Raw genomic sequence first — 20,115 nt, 5'->3', positions numbered from 1 at the left:
GGCGACCATGATCGAACATATCCGCAATAGCCTGATCGAAGCCCAGCGCGCCCTCGACGCCTTCATCGGCAACGAGCAGACGCTGGCCAATATCGAGCGCGCCGGCGACCTGCTGGTGAGCAGTTTCGAGGCCAAGGGCAAGGTGTTTTCCTGCGGCAACGGTGGCTCGATGTGCGATGCCATGCACTTCGCCGAGGAACTCACCGGACGCTATCGCAAGAACCGCCCGGGCATCGCCGCGGTGTCGATCAGCGACGCCAGCCATATCAGTTGCGTGGCCAACGACTTCGGTTACGACCATATCTTCTCGCGCTACGTGGAATCCCACGGCCGCGAGGGCGATGTGCTGCTGGCCATCAGCACCAGTGGCAAGAGTCCCAACGTGGTCAAGGCCGCCGAAGCGGCCAAGTCACTGGGCATCAAGGTCATAGCCCTGACCGGCAAGCCCGGTTCGCTGCTGGAAAGCCTGGCTGACGTGTGCATCTGCGCGCCGGGCGGCGATTTCGCCGACCGCACCCAGGAGCTGCACATCAAGGTCATCCATATCCTCATCGAACTGGTCGAGCGCCGTCTCAGCCCGGAAAACTACGCCTGAGCCCGAGGCGGCGTCGCTCGGCGCCGCCGCGGCACTCACCCGCGTGACGGAGAATTCGCGCGTGATCCGCTTCCACGCCCTGCTGCGTCCCTTGCTTTTGCTGTTCCTGATGATGCTGGCCTGCTCCTCTGCCCAGGCGGCGGGCATCCCCACGCTGTTCGGCAACACCGGCAACGCCAACAATACGCAGCCTCAGGCGGATCAGCCGCTGGATCGCTCACTGGATGAAGTGATCCAGTCCCTGGAAAACGACAAGCAGCGTGCGCAGCTGCTCAATGACCTGAAAACCCTGCGCGACACCACCCAGAAGGCCCAACCCGAAAGCCGCGACGGCGTACTGGGGCTGATCGGCAACGCACTGACGGACATCGAAAGCCAGTTCTCGGGCGAACAAAGCCCGCTGGCGCGCTGGCAGCTGGAGCTGTCGCGCAGCCGCAGCGAACTGGCGGCGCTACTGCCCGAAGCCGGCGAGCGCCTGGCGCTGATCAGCAATTTCGCCTTGATCATCGGCGTGTGGAGCCTGCTGGCCTTCGGGCTGCGGGCGCTGAGCCACCAGGTGCGCCTGCGCTTCGGCCTGGCCGAGGAGTTGCCCCAGAACCCACGCCCCACAAATCTCTTACGCTTCGCCCTGCGCAAGCTAGGCCCCTGGTTCGCTGCGCTATTGATTACCGGCTACCTGAGCTACGTGCTGCCCGCCTCGCTCGGACGCGACCTGGCCATGGTGCTGGCCTATGCGCTGGTGGTCGGCACCTGCTTCTCGGCGATCTGCGTGATCGCCTTCTCGCTGCTCGACGGCCCGCATCGGCGCACCGCCCTGAACATCCTGCGCCGCCGCGCCTTTCGCCCGTTGTGGCTGATCGGCAGCTTCGCCGCCTTTGGCGAGGCGCTCAACGATCCGCGCCTGGTCGCCAGCCTCGGCGGCAACCTGGCACACACCACGGCGACGCTGACCAACGTGCTGGCGGCCTTGTGCACCGGCCTGTTCATCATCCGCTTCCGCCGCCCCATCGCCCACCTGATGCGCAACCAGCCCCTGGCGCGACGCCTGCGCCAGCGTGGCATCAGCGAGACCGTGGAACTGCTCGGCAGCTTCTGGTACCTGCCGGCCCTGGCCCTGGTAGCGATTTCCCTGGCAGCAACCTTCGTATCGGCCGGCGACACCAGCACGGCGTTTCGCCAGTCGCTGATGTGCACCGTGCTGCTGGTCACCTGCATGGTCATCAACGGTCTGATCCGCCGGCGGCTGTTCAAGCCCCGCTCGCGCCACCGCCGGCATGCAGCCTACTTCGAGCGCTTTCGCAACTTCTTCCACACCATGCTCAGCCTGGCTGTGTGGCTGGTGTTTTTCGAACTGGGCCTGCGTGTGTGGGGGCTATCGCTGATCGGTTTCGCCGAGGGCGGCGGGCACGAAATCAGTCTCAAGCTGGTCGGCCTGGGCGCTACCCTGGCCTGTGGCTGGCTGGTGTGGATTCTTGCAGACACCGCGGTGCATCACGCCCTGACCCGCTCGCGCAAGGGGCAGACCAACGCCCGCGCGCAGACCATGATGCCGCTGATCCGCAACGTACTGTTCGTCAGCATCTTCATCATCGCGGCCATCGTCGCCCTGGCCAACATGGGCGTGAACGTCACCCCGCTGCTGGCCGGTGCCGGGGTGATCGGCCTGGCCATCGGCTTCGGTGCGCAGTCGCTGGTGGCCGACCTGATCACCGGCCTGTTCATCATCATCGAAGACTCCCTGGCCATCGACGACTATGTCGACGTCGGCGGCCATCTGGGCACCGTCGAGGGTCTGACCATCCGCACCGTGCGCCTGCGCGACATCGACGGCATCGTGCACACCATCCCGTTCAGCGAGATCAAGAGCATCAAGAACTACTCGCGCGAGTTCGGCTACGCCATCTTCCGCGTCGCGGTGCCCCACGACATGAACATCGACGACGCCATCAAGCTGTTGCGCGAAGTGGCCACCGAACTGCGCAACGACACGTTGATGCGTCGCAACATCTGGTCGCCCCTGGAAATCCAGGGCGTGGAGAGCTTCGAGTCCGGCAACGCGGTGCTGCGCGCGCGCTTCAAGACCGCGCCGATACGCCAGTGGGAGGTGTCGCGGGCCTTCAACCTGGCGCTCAAGCGCCATCTGGACGAGTCCGGCCTGAGCCTGGCCACGCCGCGCCTGACCGTGCAGATGCTGGCGCTCGCCCCGAACAAGAGCGACGGGCAGTAACCGGAACCACCGCACATCCGCACGGACTGCCCGCCCCAGGCATGCCCGACGAAGCGCACTTTCCGTTACCATGCGCCAACGTTTACCAACCGATAGGGACATCTCATGGATATCTCCACCCTTATCATCATCGCCGTACTGGTCGTGGTGGTTTTCTACGTGATCAGCGTCTACAACCGCCTCGTCGCCCTGCGCAACCGCTACCAGAACGGCTTCGCGCAGATCGAAGTGCAGCTCAAGCGCCGCTACGACCTGATCCCCAACCTGGTGGAAACCGCCAAGGCCTATCTGTCCCATGAGCGCGAAACCCTGGAAGCGGTGATCGCGGCGCGCAACGGCGCGGTCGACGGCCTCAAGCAGGCCTCGCAGAACCCGGGCGATGCCCGGAGCATGAATCTGCTGGCCAATGCCGAAGGCGCGCTGAAGAACGCCATGGGCCGCCTCAATGTGACGGTCGAGGCCTACCCGGACCTCAAAGCCTCGCAGAACATGCAGCAGCTCAGCGAAGAGCTGTCCAGCACCGAGAACAAGGTGGCCTTTGCCCGCCAGGCCTACAACGATGCGGTCACCGCTTATAACGCCTACCGCCAGAGCTTCCCGCCAGTGGTGCTGGCCGGCGCATTCGGCCATGGCAGCGATGCTGCCCTGCTGGAGTTCGCCGACAGCGCGGCGATTCAGGACGCACCAAAAGTCTCCTTCTGAGTACAGGGGCCTAGCGGATGGATTTCTTCGAGCATCAGGATCGGGCCCGGCGTAATACCTCACGCCTGGTGATCCTGCTGATTCTGGCGGTGGTGACTCTGGTGGTCAGTACCACCCTGGTGATCGCCATCGCCTGGCAGGTCTACCAATACGGCAACTACGGCCTACAGGCGATGAGCAGGGAACTTCTGCTCAGCGTGGCCGCGGTAGTGGTCGGAGTGGTGCTGCTGGGCTGGGCATTCAAGGCGTCACAGCTCAGTGCCGGCGGCAAGGTGGTGGCCGAGCGCCTCGGCGGGCGCCTGCTCAACCTCAAGCCCGAAGGTATGCGCGAGCAACGGGTGCTCAACGTGGTGGAGGAAATGGCCCTGGCCGCCGGTGTTCCGGTGCCGCCCGTCTACCTGCTTGAAGAGCCTGCCATCAACGCCTTCGCCGCCGGCTTGCGACCTGAGAACGCAGTGATCGGCATCACCCGTGGTGCCATCGAACGGCTCAACCGCGATGAGCTACAGGGCGTGATCGCCCACGAATTCAGCCACATCCTGCACGGCGACATGCGCCTCAATACTCGCCTGGTGGCGGTGCTGCATGGCATTCTGCTACTAGGCTTGATCGGCGAGCTGCTGATGCGCGGCGTCGGCAACAGTGGCGCCACTCGCACCTCCAGCCGCTCCGATGACAAGGGCCGCGGCAACGTCGTGGCGCTGGTCATGGTGGTAGGCCTAGCATTGCTGGTGATCGGCTACGCCGGCACCTTTTTCGGCAACCTGATCAAGGCCGCGGTCAGCCGCCAGCGCGAGTTTCTCGCCGACGCCTCGGCCGTGCAGTACACCCGCAACCCCAGCGGCATCGCCGGTGCTCTCAAGAAGCTCGGCCGCGGTTCGCGCCTGGAAGCCAGCCATGCCGCCGAGTACAGCCATATGTACTTCGGCCAGGGCTTGGCATTGAGCAAGATGATGGCCACCCACCCACCGCTGGAAGAGCGCATTCGCCGTATCGACCCTCACTGGAACGGCGTGGTGCTGGGCGATGAAGTGTTCGAAGCACCTAGCCAGCCCGCCGTGCCTCAACAACCGGCTACCGCAAACTTCAGCGCCGCCGCGGCGAGCGCGGCCATCGCCAGCATCGGCGACCCCCAACCCCTGCACCTGGAAGAAGCGCGTGAAAGCCTTGCGCAGATCGATGATCGCCTGCGCGACGCCGCCCACGATCCCCACGGTGCACTGACGATTCTCTACGGCCTGCTGCTCGGCCCGGACCAGGCCACACGCCAGCAACGCTTCGGCTGGATGCAGGCCAACCTTGCGCCGCTCTTGTCCGACCGCCTGCAGGAACTGGCCGAGCCATTGCACCAGCTGCCCGCCGGGCGTCGCCTGCCGCTGCTGGAGCTGGCCATCCCCGCGCTCAAGCAACTCGAGCCACAGGATTTCGTCAGTCTCAAGCGCGATATCGGCACCCTGCTGATCAGCACAGGGCAGCTGGGCTTCATGGAGTGGGCGCTGCTACGCATCGTCGAGCGCAACCTGGGCATGCAACGCCCCGTGCAGGGTCGTCTGCCGCTGGCCGCGCTGGGCAATGAAAGCTGCGTACTGCTGGCAGCCCTGGCGCGAGCCGGCAATACCAGCGAGCAGGCCGCCGACGAAGCCTTCCAGGCCGCCTGGAGCACCCTGCCATTCACCGACCGGCCCTTTGCCGAACAGCGCCAAGCGGGGATCAACGAACTGAACGATGCGCTCAACCGCCTTAACCAGATGCGGCCACTGCAGAAGCCGCAGCTGCTCAAGGCCATGGCCCGCTGCATCGAGCACGACGGGCGCATCAGTGCCGGTGAAGCGGAGCTGATGCGCGCAGTGGCCGACACCCTGGATTGCCCGATGCCGCCACTGTTGAGTGACCGTCAGGTTTGAAGGCCAACTAATGTGGGAGCGGGCCATGCCCGCGAAATCGCGGGAGTGGACTCGACGCTTCTGCCCGCTCCCACAATAGACCTTCGAACAACTGACAGATTAGGGTGAGCGCCAGCCCACCACCGCTAAACCATCAAACCCACCTAAAGCCCCGAACGTCCCACCGCCCCAAACACCTGAGTCCAGTAGATGGTTGCCTGGCTCTGCGGGTTGCTGGCGTAGGCTGCGCCCATTTCGCGGAAGTCCGGGTTCATCAGGTTGTAGCAGTGCGAGGGGCTGGCTAGCCAACCTTCGACCACTTGCTGGGCGCGGCCTTGGCCAGCGGCGATGTTCTCGCCAATTACCGTCCAGTCGTAGCCTGCGGCGGTGGCGCGGGCGCCGACCAGACTGCGGTCGCTGCCCTGGTGGCTGAACAGGCTGTTCATCGCCATGTCGCGACTGTGGGCCAGGGCGGCCTGACCCAGAGCATCGTTCCAGGTCAGTGGCTCGGCGGCATCGAAGGGCTGGTCGCCACATTGCCGTGCCGCACCACGGGCCTTGTTGACAGCCGCCAGAATGGCCTTGCCCTCCTCCTGCCAGTCGCCAAGGCGCGCCGGCAACAGCGCGCGGCCGAGCACCACCTGCCAACTGTTGCCCTCGTGGCGCACGCCGATATCGGCGAACTGCGCATCCTGCAGTTGCTTGCAGTAAGACTGCTGCAGCATGGCCATAGCCGCTTGCGGCGTATTCGGGCCGGTGACGCGGATCAGTTGCACGGCTTCAGCCTGGTAACCGGCCTGTTGCAGCGCCTGCTGCAACTGCTCGGAAGAATTGACCTGCTGCCCGGCCAGGCGCCGATCCGGCGCCAGCGGGCCAGCAGCTGGGCTGGCTTGCCCGCCACAGCCCTGCCCCGCCTCACGATAGGTGTTGATCAATTTGGCCAGTTGGTCGGCTTCATCGCCCATCGCAGTCCCCGCGGCACTTGCGCAAAGCAGCAGCGCTGCCGTAACGATTTGCCGAACCCGCTTGGGTGAATCACTCATCCGTGCATCCTCTCGATCCGCTCTGCCAATCTGATGATGGACAACCGCCTGAGCCAAATGCTTCAGGCAATCGCCCCATCGGGTAAAACCGCGTTAGACTCGGGCGCCATGATTGTGACCGAAACCGCTTACTCGCTCGACCCTTCTACGCTGCTCGACAGCCTCATCAGCACCGAAAACCTGCTGATCATCCAGGATCTGGATGGTGTGTGCATGGACCTGGTGCGCGATCCCCTCACCCGCACGCTGAACCCCGCCTACCTGCAGGCCGCCCGCGACCTGGATGGCCATTTCCAGGTGCTGACCAATGGCGAACATATCGGTAGCCGCGGTGTGAACAGCCTGGTCGAGCGTGGCCTCGGCTCGGCGCAGCGTTGCCAGGAACAGGGTCTCTACCTGCCCGGGCTGGCAGCAGGAGGCGTACAGCTGCAGGATCGCCATGGGCGCCTCTCCCACCCGGGCGTCAGCGACCAGGAGTTGGCGTTTCTAGCCGCCGTCCCCGTCTGGCTCAGCGAAGCGCTGCAAAGCCTGCTGCGACAGGCACCCTACAGGCTGGCGGATCGCGATATCGAGCCTCTATTGGCCAGCAGCGTGCTAGACAACCCGGTATCGCCGACGCTCAACCTCAACGCCTTCCATCATCACTGGCAAGACCGGCCGGATCTCTATGCGCGCCTGCAAACCGATGGCGCCGCGCTCCTGCAGCAATTGCTCGACAAGGCCGCCGCCCAGGGTTTGGCTCAGTCATTCTTCGTGCACTACGCACCCAACCTTGGCCGTAATGCCGAGGGTCGCGAACGCCTGCGCCCAGCGCAAGGCACAGCAGCCGGCACCACCGATCTGCAACTGATGCTGCGCGGCTCCATCAAGGAAGCCGGCGTGCTGGTGATCCTCAATCGCTATTACGGCCAGCGCACCGGCGTCTATCCGCTGGGCGAAGCGTTCAACGTGCGCCAGGCGCCGACCAGCCTAGAGGCGCTGCTGCAGCTGGCGGTCGAACGCTTCGAACCGCAGCACATGCCGCGCCTGGTCGGCGTCGGCGACACCCTGACCAGCTCACCGGTCACGGCTGACGACGGCAGCATCCAATGGCTGCGTGGCGGCAGCGACCGCGGCTTTCTCACCCTGGTGCAGCAGTTGGGCAAGGCATTCGGCCAGGACAACCGCGTGCTGTACATCGACAGCAGCCAGGGCGAAGTGCAGCGCCCCGGCGTGGATGCCGCCTACCTGCGTGCTCACCCGAGCGAGCCCTGGCCGGCGCTGGCAGGCATTACCGACGCCGAGGATCCGCTGCGCCTGAACGCCCTCTTCGCCGGCGGGCCGCGCCAGTACGTCGAATTCTTCTGCGCGCTGGCCAGTGCGCGCCAGCACGGCTGATTGGCGGCACCTGGCGAACCTTTCCACCGGCCCCACGTCCGAACCTCTGCGCTTTCGCATTCCTTGCCCGCGGAGAACTCCACGTGACGAATTCCTTCAACCGGGGTTATCGCTACCTGCTCAAGACCTTCGGCTACGTCGGCTGGTCGCTGTTCTGGCTGCTGATCTGGGACATCATCGTCACAGTCGACTACATGCTGTTTCTCGACCGCAAGATCAGCCTGCCAACCATGCCGCTGACCCTGCTCGGTTCGGCGCTGGTGGTGCTGATCAGCTTTCGTAACACCAGCGCCTACAACCGCTGGTGGGAGGCGCGCACCATCTGGGGTGCACTGATCAACAGCTCGCGCAGCTTCGCCCGCCAGGTGCTGACCCTGATCGACGACAAGGATGACGGCAATCCGGTCAAGGCTGCTCTTTTGCGCCGCCACGTAGCCTACGTGCGTTGCCTGTCCGCCAGCCTGCGCAACCAACCCTGCGATGACGAAGTGCGCGCCTTCGTGTCCGCCGAGGAATTCGATCGGCGCGGCACCACCAACAATTTCCCCAACGACATCCTCAACGGCTCGGCGGCCATCATCGCCAGCGAGTACAAGGCCGGTCGCCTGGACAGCATCCGCCTGGCCCGCCTGGAAACCACCCTGGTCGATGTGTCCAACTGTCAGGGCGGCCTGGAGCGTATCGCCAATACGCCGCTGCCCTACCCCTATGTGTACTTCCCACGGCTGTTCATCACCCTGTTCTGCGTGATCGTGCCCATTGGTCTGGTCGAGACCCTGGAGTGGTACACGCCGCTGGCCTCCACCGTGGTCGGTTTCATGCTGCTAGCCATCGAACGGGTTGGCAGCGACCTGCAGAGCCCGTTCCAGGTCAGCGAGCACCAGATTCAGATGGATACGCTGTGCGAGACCATCGAGAAGAACCTCGAATCGATGCAACGCGATGCCCAACGCGAGCGCGACGGGCGCCTCTTCGCCGAATGACCGGAAGGTCATTTTTCGGCGTACCAGACGCTTCGCAGAGGCTTTAAAGATTTCCTGTAGTGGTAAAAATAAATCACTACAAAAGTATTGACGGCCCCTTTGCGCTTTTGCATGATGAGCTCGCCTCCCCTGATGGGAGCCCTGACAAGGGCACTTGGGCGAGCTCGGTAATACCAGCCGAGCGTTCCACGATATGTACTGCCCACAAGGCAGATTGATGAAGTCGAGCGTCCTGCAAGGACGAGAGCGTTAGCGAGACGTTGTCATGATGCCTGTGGCTGATCAGTCGATCTCCCGCATCCGATCCCGTCTTCGCCACACTCTCCCCCGCATCCTCGACCTCGGTTAGCCGCCACGGCGTAGCGATATTCACACATCACTACACGCTGGTCGGCAGCACTCAAACGCCACGGGCATTGACGGCCGCGCTCAAGCGGTCGCCCTAGACAGATCAGAGAATGAAGGGGTAAGCGCCATGAACCTGAATCAGCAACCGACTATCGACGAACTCGCTCAACTGTTCTCCCAGCACAAGGACAGTCTGCACAACCACATTCTGTGGGTCTGCGAAACCGGCGAAGTCCGTATCGACCGTGTACCGGCGGACCAGCCGGAGGACGAATTCGTCAACCAGCGCCCCAACATGCGCACCCGCCTGCGCACTTACCGCCGCGGCCAGGGCTACGTCGGCCGCCGCGCCGCGGCTGACCGGGACTTCATCGGCAACGTGCTGCGCACCCTGCAACACGACTGGGCCCGCCCGCGCGCCCAGAAGCAGGAACTGCTCGACACCTACTGCTGAGCACCTTACCCGGTGGGCCGCCATGGCCCACCTTCCAAGGCTCGTGTCACGCCACATTCTGGAAATACCCGGTAAAATCTCTCGCGCTCCTGGAGGAGCCGTTCGCCTGGCGAACGCCTAGCCATAGCACTCAGAAAGTGCCTGCGAGACACCAGAATGGACAATATCTATCAGACCCCAAGCGCCGATCTCCTGCCCCAGGAGCGCGCCAGCGACACCTTTTTCGTCACTTCTACCCGCAAACTGTACCTGCTGTACTTCTTCACCCTCGGTTTCTACTCGATCTACTGGGCGTACAAGCACTGGGATCGCCAGCGGGCCACCATGTTGCCGAAGAAGATCAGCCCCGCCGCGCGCTCGATCTTTCATATCTTCTTCATCCATTCGCTATGCCGACTGATCCAGAGCCAGCTGCAGGCCAAGGGTCTTGGCGAGTGGAAATACGCCGCCGTCGCCTGGACGTACATCATCATGGTCTTCGTCGGTAACGGCCTCTCCCGCGTTGAGAGTTTCGGCCATCCGATACTGGACATCGTGCTGCTGATCGCGGCGACCTTGGTCACAGCCTGGCCGCTGGCAACCATCCAGCAACAGGCCAACCTGGCCAGCGGTGACAGCGCCGGCGAGCAGAACAGCCGTTTCAGCCTGGCCAACTGGCTGTGCATGCTACCCGGCATCCTGCTCTGGCTGTTCATCGCCATCGCGATGTTCCTGCCCGAATGACATGAAAAAGCCCCGGTCGATGCCGGGGCTTTTTCATTCTGACGACGGCGTTACTTGTGCTTGTCGTCAGGCGTGTTGTTCAGATCCATCACGCTGGACACCTTCGGCGGCACCTCGTTCGGCGCCGGCTCGGCCGGGGCCTGCGGCTGCACTTGGGGCTCGACCGGCGCTGACTGCGTCTCGGACTTCTTGCCGGTGATGCGGCGCCATACCCAGCCGATCAGCAGCACGGGCAGGATCCACAGCTTTTTCAGCAACACCAGGGCCGCGGCGAACAGGCCGACCTTGGCAGCCGCCTTGCCGGCGATCAGCGCGCCAAGGCCGTAGGCGGCGACCTTGTCGAGGTCCGGGTTGAAGTCGGCGTAACGGTTACCGTCATTGAAATCGGTCATCGCCAGGACCGCGGGCACGTTCTGCTCGATCTGCGGCAGCTGGTGCATACCGGCGATGAAGTTCAGCACCAGTACGCCCTTACGGCCCAGCACGCGGATGTTGTAGTTGAGGGTGTGCTCGTCGCTGTCGCCGAACTTCACTTCCTTGGCCCAGTGCAGCTTCTTGCCCTCGGCATCGTAGTGCGGTGCCGAGGCCCAGCCGACGATGGAGACCGGCTCGTAACCGTTTTCAGCGCGCCACTTGTTGTCCTCTTTGGCGCTCTCCTGCAGATCCTTGAGCATGTCGTTGTAGTCAATGTCGGCAGCGTCCTCGTCGGACACGTAGCCGCTTTCCTCGTACTCGACGGTCACCGCCCAGGACTCCTCGGCCAGCGGCGAAACGCCCTTGGGCAGGATCATGCCCAGCGGCGGCTTCTCGTCCGGCGGGTTGCCCCAAGCCTGGACCAACACGCGCTCGGCGTCGTCGCCGTCCAGGAACACCATGTTGTCCGGCAGATTGAGGGTCGCCAGGTTGCCGCCCAACACCACCTTGCCGCTGCGGAAATTGAGGCTTTCGAGAAACTGCTCCTCGCTCATGTACTCGCTTTCGTCTGCCTCGACGGGGCTTTGCTGAGCGGCACTTTCCTGGGCATCCGAGGCTTGCGGCGCCTGGTCGGCCCAGCTCAGCGGGACGGCGGTGGCCAGCAGGCCGGCCAATAACAACTCCTTGTAGTACATCTGCAACTCCATGGGATCGGCTGAATTCGGATGTGACAGCCTACCATCCATCACGGAATCATTTGGTAACGCTTCGTCATTTTTGGATACATCTCACACTCCGCGCATCAGCTTTTCACCGTCAATTTCACCAGGCGCACCACTACCGGCCGAACGGCCATCACGCAGACGAACGCTACGGGCATGGCCAGCCGATAGGCTTCCAGCACCGCACTCAGGTAACCGTCACTCAAGCCGCGATTGGTCGCGGTGATCACCAGGCACATGAGAAAAGCCATAATCCCGGACATAAAGAAGGCGAAGGCAATCGGCGAGAGCTTGGCCGGCAGCTTCCAGCTGGTGCGGGTGGTATTCAGGGTCGAATCGGGCAATGGAAAAATCCTTATCAGGTAGCGGTGTAGAGCCAGGGGTGGCGAGGCGGCGATTATCGACGCGCCGCATTGCCCCGAGTAGCCGCCCGCAGGTAAGGTCAGTTCCAAGCAAACCTTATCAATCCAGCTACCAATAGAAAGCTCGACTATGGATACCCTGCGCGGCATCGAAAGTTTCGTGAAGGCGGTGGAGAGCGGCAGCATTGCCGCGGGCGCGCGTCTGTTGGGCATCAGCGCGGCGGCAGCCAGCCAGAACATCGCACGACTAGAAGCGTCTCTGGGCATTCGCCTGCTGACCCGCACCACCCGCAGTCTGGCCCTGACCGAAAGTGGCGAGCTGTATTTCAGCCAGGTCCGCAACGTGCTGCGTGATCTGGAGCTGGCGCGCAGCAACGCCACGCTGCAGCACGACCAGCCCCAGGGCCGCCTGCGCATCGCCTCCAGCGCCGCCTTTGGCCGGTATGTGCTGGCGGCAATGCTGCCGGCCTTCGCCGCCCGCTACCCGCGCATCGCCTGTGAACTCAGCACCACCGACCGCAGCGTCAACCACATTCAGGAATCGGTGGATATCAGCATCCGCATTCCCCAACAGCTTGAAGACGGCCTGGTGGCCCGACATATCGCCAGCGTGCCGTCGATCTACTGCGCCTCGCCGGCTTATCTGCAGAAAGCCGGCACGCCTCGCGCGCCCGAACAACTCAGCCAGCACGATTGCCTGGCCTTCAAGGTCGCGGTGGATGGACGGTTAATGCCCTGGCGCTTCGTGCGCGACGGCGTGCGTTTCGACGCGCCGCTTCGCGTGGCGCTGGTCAGTGACGACATCGACGTGCTGGCCAGGGTGGCGGTCAATGGCGGCGGCATCACCCGCCTGGCGGCCTTCGTCGCCGAGCCGCTGCTGGCAAGCGGGCAATTGTTACCGCTGTTCGGGGTGCCCGAAGACGCTGGCAGCCAGGCGCTGATCGAGCCGCTGGACTATTACCTGTGCGTGCGCGACCGCGTTGATCTGACGCCCAAGGTGCGCGCCTTCATCGAGCATGTGGTGCAAAGCCTGCGCGAAGACTGGCACCCTCGAACGGCAACGCACTCGATTTGACTCATGGGGCGAATCCGGTAGGCTCGGCAACTCATTTGAACGGAGTGTTTTTCCCATGGCTAAAGCCACTGCCCGCCACATCCTGGTTGCCACTGAAGCGAAGTGCAACGAACTGAAAGCTGCCATCGAAGGTGGTGCCGATTTCGCCCAGGTCGCCAAAGACAACTCCAGCTGCCCGTCCAGCCGTGACGGCGGCAATCTGGGCTCCTTCGGCCCAGGCCAGATGGTCAAGGAATTCGACACCGTGGTATTCAGCGCCCCAGTCAACGTCGTGCAGGGTCCGGTGAAGACCCAGTTCGGCTACCACCTGCTCGAAGTGACCAGCCGCCAGGACTGATTCACGCCCCGCCTGGTGCCTTCCGGTGCCAGGCGTTCTCTCTGCTCTCGCGCACTATCCCGCCGAAACCCGGAACCGCCAGCCCTGCGCGCCACTCTATCGCTGCGGTAGTCAGCATGGGTGAGGCCTTCGCATGAACCGGTTCTTCCAGGCCCTTGGCCTGCGCATTGGCGACTCAGCCGTGCAAACCCGCTCGCCCAGCCAGAAAGCCCTTGGCAAATGCACCTGCGGCCAGCCCATCTTCTTTCGCAACAGCCAGTGCCTGGCCTGCCAGTCGCCGCTGGGCTACGAGCCCGAGCGCGGCCAGGTGGTCACGCTGCACGCCGGCGAAGGCCCGCACAGCTGGCGAATCGACGGAGATGCCCGACGCTACAGGCGCTGCGCCAATCTGCACAGCGCCGCCGGCTGCAACTGGCTGCTGCCGCACAACAGCGCGGGCGAGCTGTGCATCGCCTGCCAGCTCAACCGTACCATTCCCGACCTGTCGATATCCGGCAACGAGCAGCGCTGGGCGCGCCTGGAGATCGCCAAGCGCCGCCTGGTGGCGCAACTACTCAATCTGGGTTTGCCGCTGATCAGCAAGCACCAGGATACCGAACGCGGCCTGGCCTTCGACTTTCTTGGCCCAGACCTCAGCGGCCAACCGCCGGTGACCGGCCACGCCCGCGGCCTGATCACCCTGAACATCGCCGAGGCGGATGACGACGTGCGCGAACAGACGCGCATTCAGCTGCACGAGCCTTATCGCACCCTGCTCGGTCACTTCCGCCACGAAGTCGGCCACTACTACTGGGATCGGCTGGTCGCCGGTACACCCTGGCTGAACGGCTACCGCCGGCTGTTCGGCGATGAGCGCGCCGACTACGGCGCCGCGCTGCAACGCCACTACGAACAGGGCGCGCCAGCCGACTGGCAGGAATCGTTCGTCAGTGCCTACGCCACCATGCATCCCTGGGAAGACTGGGCGGAAACCTGGGCCCATTACCTGCACATGATGGACACCCTGGACACCGCTCTGAGCTTCGGCATGCGCGCCGGCGACGTGGAACTGGAGTTCCGACCGTTCACCGGCTCTGCGCTGTCAGACCCGCACGACCCGAAGGCCGACGAGTTCCTGCGCTTCATCAATGCCTGGATCGAACTGGCCGCTATGCTCAACGAGCTGGCGCGCAGCATGGGCCACAAGGATCTCTATCCATTCGTGCTTTCTGCAGCGGTGGTCGGCAAGCTGCAGTTCATCCACCAGGTCGTCGAGGCGGCCTCCCCTGTCACCTGAGGCTGGCAAGCGCACCGGCCGCGTTCAAGGAGCACGTCCATGGCTAATCTCGATCGACATGGCGGTTGCCTGTGTGGCGCCGTCACCCTGACCTTGCGTATCGCCAGCCCCAGCGTCAGCGCCTGCCACTGCGCGACTTGCCGCAAATGGGGCGGCGGCCCGCTGCTGGTCGCCGAAGGCGAACTGGCGCAGCTCAGTGGAGAGCAGCAGGTGCGTATCCACGACTCATCGGAGTGGGCCCAACGGGGCTTCTGCGGCCAATGCGGCAGCCACCTGTTCTATCGTCTGAAAAGCAACGGCCACCATGCAGTGCCGGTGGGCCTGCTCGATGACCACGGTGACTGGCAGTTCGACAACCAGATCTTCGTCGAATCCAGACCACCCTATTACTGCTTCGCCAATCAGACCCGCGAACTGACCGGCGAGCAGGTGTTCGCCGAGTTCAACCCGGACTGACTCAGGGCTCGTCCAAGGACGGCCCGACCAGTACCGCCAGCTGTTCGTAAACGCCGGGCGCCGCCACCAGATAGGGATTGCCGGCGAGCAAACCGTCGCCACGCAGGAAGTCGTTGCTGCGCCCGCCGGCCTCGCGCACCAGTACCAGGCCGGCCAGGCAGTCCCAGCTTTTCAGGTGGGTTTCGTAGTAGCCGATCAGCCGGCCGGCGGCGACGTAGGCGGTCATCAGCGCACCGGAGCCGTTGCGCACGAACATACCGCCGACATCGAGCAAACCGTGCAGAAACGGCAGAAAGTGTTCCTTGCCGGGGCGATGGGTGGTGCCGACGCCGACCAAGCCCTCGCGCACATGCCCGGCGCCATGGGCCTGTAACGGCGTGTCGTTGACGAAGGCGCCGCGTCCGACGAAGCCATGAAACAGCTCGCCGTGATTGGGATCGGCAATAGCGCCAAGCAACGGCTCGCCGTCCACCAGCAGGCCAATGGACACGCACCAGTTGTGCAGGCCGTTGAGAAAGCACGCCGTGCCGTCGATGGGATCGATCACCCAGATGCAGCGCGCTTGCAGGCCGGCGCTACCTTCCTCTTCGCCGACCACGCCGTCGTCCGGAAAATGCTCGGCCAGTTCGCCGCGAATGAATGCCTCGACCTGCTGATCGGCGATGCTCACCACATCCTGCAGATCGCCGTCCTTGTGCTCTACAGTGAGGTCGCTGCGCCGCACGTAGAAGGTCATGGCCCGTTCGGCAGCTTCCAGCGCCACCCGTTTGGCGAAGGTATAGCGGGCATCGAGATCGAGACTGGGGTGCTGGAAATCGGGCATGAGACGGACGCTCCTGAATAGGCTGATGATGCTCGGCTGGCTTGCGAGGCAGCGGCGACAGCCTCTACGCTGCGCACTCGCTGAAAGAGCCCTGTGCAATGACCCTCGCTGACCTGCTGTTGTTCGCCATTCCTGCCGTCTTTCTCACCGGCCTGTCCAAGGGCGGCTTCGGTGGTGCGCTGGGCGGCATCGCCGTGCCGCTGCTGGCCCTGGCCACCTCGCCGATGCAGGCGGTGGCAGTGATGCTGCCGATCCTCTGCCTGGCCGACGTGGTCGGGCTCAAGGCCTACTGGGGCAAGTGGGACGTGGCCAACCTCAAGGTCATGCTGCCCGGCGCGGTGATCGGCATCGTCATCGGTTCGCTGACCTTCGGGCTGCTCAACGAGAATCTGATTGGTCTGTTGATCGGCCTGATCGCCATTTCCTTCGTGCTGCTGGGGCTGCTCAAGAGCGACCCGGCGCCGCGACCGCTGCAACCCAGGCGCGGCCTGGCGCTGTCCTCGGTGGCAGGTTTCACCAGCTTCGTCGCCCACGCCGGCGGACCGCCAGTGATGATGCACCTGCTGCCCCAGCAGCTGGAAAAACTGCGCTACGTGGCCACCATCAATATGTTCTTCCTGCTCACCAACGCCATGAAGGTGATCCCCTACACCTGGCTTGGTCAGTTCAGCCGGGAGAACCTGCTGCTCAGCCTGATGCTCGCGCCCATCGTGCCGCTCGGTGTGTGGACGGGCCTGTGGCTACAGTCGCGGATCAACCACACCTGGTTCTACCGCATCGCCCGGCTGGGCATGCTGCTGGCCGGACTGCAGTTGGTCTGGAAGAACATCTGACGCACTTAAAGCGCGAACAGCGTGCGGTACTCATCATGGGCATGCTGATCGGTCATGCCGCTGATGAAATCCTGCACCAATCGGCACCGGTGGTAGAACTCCCAGGCGGCGCGGTCCGCTTCATCGCACTCACACACGGCCTGGCGATAGGCCTTGATCAGTTGGCTTGGCAGGCGGCGCACCAGCATCTGCAGATAGGCCTCGCGGCGGCAGTTGCCTTCGGTCAGCTCGACAAAGGTCTGCGCATCCACCCGCAGCAGCGCGCCGTAGCTGTCCAGCAGGCCCTGAATGATCCGGTGCCCTTGCAACTGCAGGGTTTCCACCTCGCGGTGGCAGAACACCCGCGCCATGGCAACGTCCTTGAAGGTCTGCACGATGGCGTGAGGCAGGCTGTCGTCTTCGATCAGCGCGCGGTCCAGGGTGCCGGCGTGAACCGCGTCGATATTGTCGATGAACTGCCGCGCCGCGTGCTGCACCAGCGGGTGAATCATGCTGACGCGCAACTTGACGAAGAATTCGCCGGCCTTGTTGATCTCTTCCTGGTGATAGCGCTCGAGAGCTTGCTCGACCAGCCCCCGGAATGACTGCTTGGAGCCGGGAATCGGAGTATCCGGGGATTTCAGCTTCTCGAACGTGGACACCAGCAGCGGCGCCAGTTCGGTCACCGTGAGGATGCCCTTCTCCACCGAATCCTCGATATCGGCCAGGCAATAGGAGATGTCGTCGGCGGCCTCCATGATGTACGCCACCGGATGACGGGTCCCCGGCGCCTGAGCCAACGCCTGCTGCAGTTCGGCGACAAAATGTTCTTCGGACAGATAGAAGCCGGGCTTCTTGTTCAGGTAGGCACCGGCCGTGCCCTTGCCGGGCCTGGGCTGGTAGGCCGGGCGCAAGTATTTAAGCAAGCCGGCGGTCTGGGTGTAGGTCAGGCGTAGGCGCTGCAGATTGACCACCAGTCGCACCGCCTGGGCGTTGCCTTCGAAATTGCGCAGGTCGGCGCGCATGCGGGCTTGCAGATCAGGATTGGCCTGGTGCTGCGGCACGGCCACGGCGAACAGCCCATCCAGAGCCCGCTCGAACCACTCGCCAATGGCGAACTCACCGAAATGCCCGAATGGCGGGTTGCCGATGTCGTGCATCAGGCAGGTCATTTCCACCAGGCTTTCCAGGGCGCCCTGCAAGTCGTCCAGGCCGTAGTCCGCAGCCCGCTCGCCGAGCTGGGCGTACAGCGTGCGGACGATGAAGCGCCCGGTCTGCTGGACTTCCATGGAATGGGTCAGGCGGCTGCGCACCGCCGCGTTGCGCTCGAGGGGAAACACCTGGGTGCGTTGCTGCAGACGGCGAATGGCCGCGGAGTTGATGATCCGCCCGCGGTCGCTTTCGAAGGCATAGAGCAGATCGACATCGCCGCCAGCCTGATCGCCAGGGCGCAACGCGCAAATTCGCTGTTTGAAGTTCACCGCTGCTGGCATCGTCGGGCTCTCGATCAGGCATACAAGCCGCGAGCCTAACGCGCAGCGCTCGGTTTACCAAGCACCTGGCGGCAGGGACATAAGCGCTTTGCTCCGCGAGACAGGAAACCATCATGAGCCGCGCCGACTTTCACCAGCAACGTGCCGAGCAAGCCATCGCCGATGCCCAGCGCCTGCTGGAGCAGCGCGCCAGCCGCGGCGCCGGCTGGCTGACCTGGGTGGCCAGCGAGCTTTACCAGCTCTCGCCGCCGGAATATGCGGCGATGGTCAGGCGCGAGTTGCAGCACCTGAGCTCAAACGAATAAAAGGCCTAAGGCCTTACGCCAGTTTGTTCTCGTGCAGACGCACATTGAGTTCATCGACCACCGGCGCCCATTCGGCGTCCTCCAGCAATTCGTCCTTGAGAAAAGCGGCCTGGGCCTGATTCCAGAAAGGCGCCTCGGAGACTTTCACGTCATCGGGCAGCGGATAGTGCTTGGCGATAAAGGTGTCGATGCTGGCGGGGTCGGACGGCAGGCCCAGTTGCTCGAACAGGGTACCGAGGTCTTTGTTGGGCAGTTCCATGAAGCTCTCCTTCAACGTGCTAGATGCTGTGTAGAGCCGCGCCCGCAAACGACAGTTCAACCTCTCGGCTGTGCTGCAAGTGCGCTATCGGCCGCAGTTATCGGCTATGGTTGAGCCATCGACCACGCACCGGGGACGCCTCGTGACCACTTTGCAGCGTTGCAGCACTGCCCTTCTCCCAGCCGCCATCGCCCTGTTGCTAGGCGCCTGTGCCAGCCCACCGACGCCTGCCGACAAGCCGGAGCGCATCGGCCGCGCCCAGGATCTCTACGAGCTGCCGCCGGCGTATCAGGCCGGAACCTACCGGAACATGGACGAGCTGTTTTACACCCGTATAGTGCACCGCGGCGCCCAAGTGCTGCCGCTGCCAAGGCGTAGCGAGGTGCCGGTGCAATACACCGCAGATAGGCAGCGCCTGGGTGTAGAAGCGTTCATGCAGCGTAATCAGGTCAGCGGCCTGCTGATTTTGAAGGACGGCAAGGTGGCCCTGGAGCGCTACGCCATGGGCAACGACGCCAGCACCCGCTGGACGTCCTTCAGTGTGGTCAAGTCGATTTCCTCGACTCTGGTCGGCGCTGCGGTGCAGCAGGGTAAGATCGCCAGCGTGAACGACCCGATCACCCGCTATCTGCCACAGCTCAAGGGCGGCGCCTACGACGGCGTCAGCGTCGAGCAGGTGTTGCGGATGAGCTCCGGCGTAGCCTGGGACGAAACCTATCGCGACCCGCAATCGGACCGGCGCCGCATGTTCGAGCTGCAACTGGCCAACGACCCCGGCGCGCTGCTCAAGCAGATGTCCGCACTGAAGAAGGCGCAGGCACCCGGCACCACCTTCAACTACAGCACGGGTGAATCGCACCTGCAGAGCGAACTGGTTCATGCGGCGACCGGCATGACGGCCAGCGATTATCTGTCAGAGCGCATCTGGGCGCGCCTGGGCATGGAACGCGATGCGTTCTGGCAGCTCGACAGCCGTGCCGGCCAGGAAATCGGCAGCAGCGGCCTGTCGGCGACGCTACGTGATTATGGCCGCTTCGGCCAGTTCATCCTCGATGACGGGGTGATCGACGGCGAACGCATCCTGCCGGCCGGCTGGCTGCAACGCGCCACGCGCGCGCCCGCCGGCTCGCACCTGGAGCCTGGCAAGCTGTACGACGGCGACTACGCCCTGGGCTACGGCTACCAGTGGTGGCTGTTCCCGACAGGAGCCGCAGCACTGCCCAATCATGACGGCGGAGTCTTCGAGGCCCAGGGTATCTTTGGCCAGTTCCTGTATATCAATCCCAAAGAGAAGGTCGTGGCGGTAATCTGGAGCACCTGGCCGAAGCCGGAAATGGACGAGCGGGAAATGGAAACCTATGCCTTTATTGGCGCGGCGGTCGAAGCGCTGCGCTGAGCTAACAAAACATGCCTGGAAAACAACGACGCGGCGAACCTGAAGACGGC

Annotated in this window: 21 protein-coding genes; 15 read left to right on the top strand and 6 right to left on the bottom strand. The window is 63.8% G+C overall.

The genetic code is table 11. From position 1 onward, the window contains the following. Positions 1-7: 7 nt before the first annotated feature. The 4 genes from lpcA (at position 8) to PVA39_RS09940 (ending at position 5,428) form a co-directional block, all read left to right on the top strand. Entirely contained in the window at positions 8-595 is a 588-nt protein-coding gene (lpcA, locus tag PVA39_RS09955) for a D-sedoheptulose 7-phosphate isomerase (protein ID WP_093501850.1), read from the top strand. 109 nt (positions 596-704) lie between these two features. Further along, complete coding sequence (locus PVA39_RS09950; RefSeq protein ID WP_274124277.1) at positions 705-2,822, top strand: mechanosensitive ion channel family protein; 2,118 nt, start codon at positions 705-707, stop codon at positions 2,820-2,822. Between the two features lie 105 nt (positions 2,823-2,927). Next, entirely contained in the window at positions 2,928-3,524 is a 597-nt protein-coding gene (locus tag PVA39_RS09945; RefSeq protein ID WP_093501852.1) for a LemA family protein, read from the top strand. 17 nt (positions 3,525-3,541) lie between these two features. Beyond that, positions 3,542-5,428: a M48 family metallopeptidase gene (locus tag PVA39_RS09940; RefSeq protein WP_274123934.1), complete on the top strand. Its 1,887-nt coding sequence runs from the start codon at positions 3,542-3,544 to the stop codon at positions 5,426-5,428. 143 nt (positions 5,429-5,571) lie between these two features. On the opposite strand, the gene PVA39_RS09935 is transcribed toward PVA39_RS09940, so the two are convergent. Beyond that, the gene (locus PVA39_RS09935) at positions 5,572-6,450 is read right to left on the bottom strand and encodes a CAP domain-containing protein (protein ID WP_274123933.1); all 879 of its coding nucleotides are present in this window, start codon (positions 6,448-6,450) and stop codon (positions 5,572-5,574) included. Positions 6,451-6,558: 108 nt separating this feature from the next. Between PVA39_RS09935 and stpA the strand changes: the two genes are divergently transcribed. From stpA to PVA39_RS09915, 4 genes are all read left to right on the top strand, one after another. Further along, positions 6,559-7,827 (top strand): glucosylglycerol 3-phosphatase, encoded by a 1,269-nt coding sequence (gene stpA / locus PVA39_RS09930; RefSeq protein WP_274123932.1) that lies wholly within the window; start codon positions 6,559-6,561, stop codon positions 7,825-7,827. Between the two features lie 83 nt (positions 7,828-7,910). Next, a complete protein-coding gene (locus PVA39_RS09925) occupies positions 7,911-8,810 on the top strand; it encodes a bestrophin family protein (RefSeq protein WP_274123931.1) in 900 nt (299 codons plus the stop codon). A 475-nt stretch (positions 8,811-9,285) separates the two neighbouring features. Then, a complete protein-coding gene (locus PVA39_RS09920; RefSeq protein WP_093501860.1) occupies positions 9,286-9,612 on the top strand; it encodes a hypothetical protein in 327 nt (108 codons plus the stop codon). 156 nt (positions 9,613-9,768) lie between these two features. Continuing rightward, a complete protein-coding gene (locus PVA39_RS09915; RefSeq protein ID WP_274123930.1) occupies positions 9,769-10,335 on the top strand; it encodes an MFS transporter permease in 567 nt (188 codons plus the stop codon). Between the two features lie 50 nt (positions 10,336-10,385). On the opposite strand, the gene PVA39_RS09910 is transcribed toward PVA39_RS09915, so the two are convergent. Beyond that, complete coding sequence (locus PVA39_RS09910; protein ID WP_274123929.1) at positions 10,386-11,444, bottom strand: DUF2167 domain-containing protein; 1,059 nt, start codon at positions 11,442-11,444, stop codon at positions 10,386-10,388. A 107-nt stretch (positions 11,445-11,551) separates the two neighbouring features. Continuing rightward, positions 11,552-11,815: a DUF2798 domain-containing protein gene (locus PVA39_RS09905; protein WP_093501866.1), complete on the bottom strand. Its 264-nt coding sequence runs from the start codon at positions 11,813-11,815 to the stop codon at positions 11,552-11,554. Between the two features lie 148 nt (positions 11,816-11,963). Between PVA39_RS09905 and PVA39_RS09900 the strand changes: the two genes are divergently transcribed. The 4 genes from PVA39_RS09900 to PVA39_RS09885 all read left to right on the top strand — a co-directional run bounded on the left by PVA39_RS09900 (position 11,964) and on the right by PVA39_RS09885 (position 14,977). Continuing rightward, complete coding sequence (locus PVA39_RS09900) at positions 11,964-12,908, top strand: LysR family transcriptional regulator (RefSeq protein WP_093501868.1); 945 nt, start codon at positions 11,964-11,966, stop codon at positions 12,906-12,908. 55 nt (positions 12,909-12,963) lie between these two features. Beyond that, on the top strand, positions 12,964-13,245 hold the full coding sequence (locus PVA39_RS09895; protein ID WP_013792047.1) for a peptidylprolyl isomerase: 282 nt from the start codon (positions 12,964-12,966) through the stop codon (positions 13,243-13,245). Between the two features lie 133 nt (positions 13,246-13,378). Beyond that, the gene (locus tag PVA39_RS09890) at positions 13,379-14,521 is read left to right on the top strand and encodes a zinc-binding metallopeptidase family protein (RefSeq protein ID WP_274123928.1); all 1,143 of its coding nucleotides are present in this window, start codon (positions 13,379-13,381) and stop codon (positions 14,519-14,521) included. Between the two features lie 39 nt (positions 14,522-14,560). Beyond that, entirely contained in the window at positions 14,561-14,977 is a 417-nt protein-coding gene (locus PVA39_RS09885) for a GFA family protein (protein WP_274123927.1), read from the top strand. Position 14,978: 1 nt separating this feature from the next. Here the strand turns inward: PVA39_RS09885 and PVA39_RS09880 are convergent, their stop codons facing one another. Beyond that, positions 14,979-15,800 carry an inositol monophosphatase family protein gene (locus PVA39_RS09880; RefSeq protein WP_274123926.1) on the bottom strand — a complete coding sequence of 274 codons (822 nt, stop codon included), beginning with the start codon at positions 15,798-15,800 and terminating at the stop codon, positions 14,979-14,981. A gap of 98 nt (positions 15,801-15,898) precedes the next feature. Here PVA39_RS09880 and PVA39_RS09875 point away from each other — a divergent pair, with 98 nt between their 5' ends. Further along, on the top strand, positions 15,899-16,633 hold the full coding sequence (locus PVA39_RS09875; RefSeq protein ID WP_274123925.1) for a sulfite exporter TauE/SafE family protein: 735 nt from the start codon (positions 15,899-15,901) through the stop codon (positions 16,631-16,633). A 5-nt stretch (positions 16,634-16,638) separates the two neighbouring features. Here PVA39_RS09875 and dgt read toward each other — a convergent pair whose 3' ends face one another. Continuing rightward, positions 16,639-18,105, bottom strand: coding sequence for a dGTPase (dgt, locus tag PVA39_RS09870; protein WP_274123924.1), 1,467 nt, complete (start codon positions 18,103-18,105; stop codon positions 16,639-16,641). A gap of 113 nt (positions 18,106-18,218) precedes the next feature. On the opposite strand from dgt, the gene PVA39_RS09865 reads away from it, so the two are divergent. Beyond that, positions 18,219-18,410, top strand: a complete 192-nt coding sequence (locus PVA39_RS09865; RefSeq protein WP_274123923.1) for a hypothetical protein — start codon at positions 18,219-18,221, stop codon at positions 18,408-18,410. Between the two features lie 13 nt (positions 18,411-18,423). Here PVA39_RS09865 and PVA39_RS09860 read toward each other — a convergent pair whose 3' ends face one another. Then, a complete protein-coding gene (locus PVA39_RS09860) occupies positions 18,424-18,669 on the bottom strand; it encodes a DUF2789 domain-containing protein (protein ID WP_274123922.1) in 246 nt (81 codons plus the stop codon). Positions 18,670-18,820: 151 nt separating this feature from the next. On the opposite strand from PVA39_RS09860, the gene PVA39_RS09855 reads away from it, so the two are divergent. Next, positions 18,821-20,065, top strand: coding sequence for a serine hydrolase domain-containing protein (locus PVA39_RS09855; RefSeq protein WP_443200959.1), 1,245 nt, complete (start codon positions 18,821-18,823; stop codon positions 20,063-20,065). Positions 20,066-20,115: the final 50 nt, after the last annotated feature.

Origin of the sequence: Pseudomonas sp. CNPSo 3701 (assembly GCF_028674975.1) — a bacterium.
Classification (GTDB): Bacteria; Pseudomonadota; Gammaproteobacteria; order Pseudomonadales; family Pseudomonadaceae; genus Aquipseudomonas; species Aquipseudomonas straminea.
Note: the sequence above shows the minus strand (reverse complement) of the source record. Positions and strands in the feature narration are given on the sequence as shown.